Below are 923 nucleotides of genomic sequence, written 5' to 3' on the forward strand. Positions count from 1 at the left end.
AGCATATACTAACCGCCAAACCAAACAAAAGAAATTTATTTATAATTTTCATAGTTCTTTCTTTTAACGATTAAAACGAAGCCCTTAAGTTGAATCCGTACGATCTGGATTGGGGCATGCCAAAGAAATCAAGGCCTTGCCCATTTCCTGATGAATAACCAGACTCCGGATCTATATTCTCTACATTTTTTCCAAAGTATGGATAGGTTTCTACCTACAAAAGACAAACTCACATTGGTAAAAGGTGTTTTCTCCATTAACGATCTAGGGAAATTATAACCGAAGGTAATTTGTCTTAGCTTGGCAAAAGAGCCATCATAGATAAAATGATCCTGCACCCTGTTACCCATTTGGTTCCAATAGTTATTTGCTTCACCCGGAGAAAGTGTTTTAGAAAAACGCTTCGTAAATCGGTGTACCATCTGTTTCAGTACCGGATTGAATCACTCCAGATACTGAAAGAGGCTCTTCCCCTTCTCTACCTTGTATGGTTTGCTTGTGCAATCCCCATTGAGTTAATCTCACATTGGTACCTGAATAGATCTCTCCTCCTACTCTGAAATCAATCAGTGCAGAAAGGTTAAACCCTTTATACGTAATGCTATTGTTAAATCCTCCGGTAAAATCAGGGATACCGTTACCGATTACTTCCATTTGATCAGATTGAACAGGCGCTCCATTCTCTTCAAAAACAGGCTGCCCATCAGGTGAAAGTTTTTGTACCCAGCCTGCCAGCACCCCAAAAGGCTGCCCTGTCCTGTGTTGTACAAATACCGTCCCTGTTCTGGGTTCCTCTACGTTTAATACGTCTGTTCCTTCAATTAAGGATAAAACTTTGTTTCTGTTTCTGGCAATGTTGAATGAAACATCCCAATTAAAATCTTTGGTGCGTACTGGGGAACCGGTTAACAAAATTTCAACTC

2 protein-coding genes are annotated in these 923 nt (G+C 40.0%); both read right to left on the reverse strand.

All coding sequences use genetic code 11. The features are described 5' to 3' along the window. Positions 1 to 128: 128 nt before the first annotated feature. Positions 129 to 422, reverse strand: coding sequence for a hypothetical protein (locus ADIWIN_RS20955; RefSeq protein WP_200859829.1), 294 nt, complete (start codon positions 420 to 422; stop codon positions 129 to 131). Then, the gene (locus ADIWIN_RS20960) at positions 391 to 912 is read right to left on the reverse strand and encodes a hypothetical protein (RefSeq protein ID WP_020898112.1); all 522 of its coding nucleotides are present in this window, start codon (positions 910 to 912) and stop codon (positions 391 to 393) included. The genes ADIWIN_RS20955 and ADIWIN_RS20960 overlap by 32 nt, the downstream gene beginning before the upstream one ends. Between the last annotated feature and the right edge of the window lie 11 nt (positions 913 to 923).

Origin of the sequence: Winogradskyella psychrotolerans RS-3 (assembly GCF_000427335.1) — a bacterium.
Taxonomy (GTDB): domain Bacteria; phylum Bacteroidota; class Bacteroidia; order Flavobacteriales; family Flavobacteriaceae; genus Winogradskyella; species Winogradskyella psychrotolerans.

Bases quoted from the DNA above. Each gene is read 5' to 3' on its own strand.
- ADIWIN_RS20955 (WP_200859829.1), bottom strand. From the start codon at position 422: ATGGTACACCGATTTACGAAGCGTTTTTCTAAAACACTTTCTCCGGGT.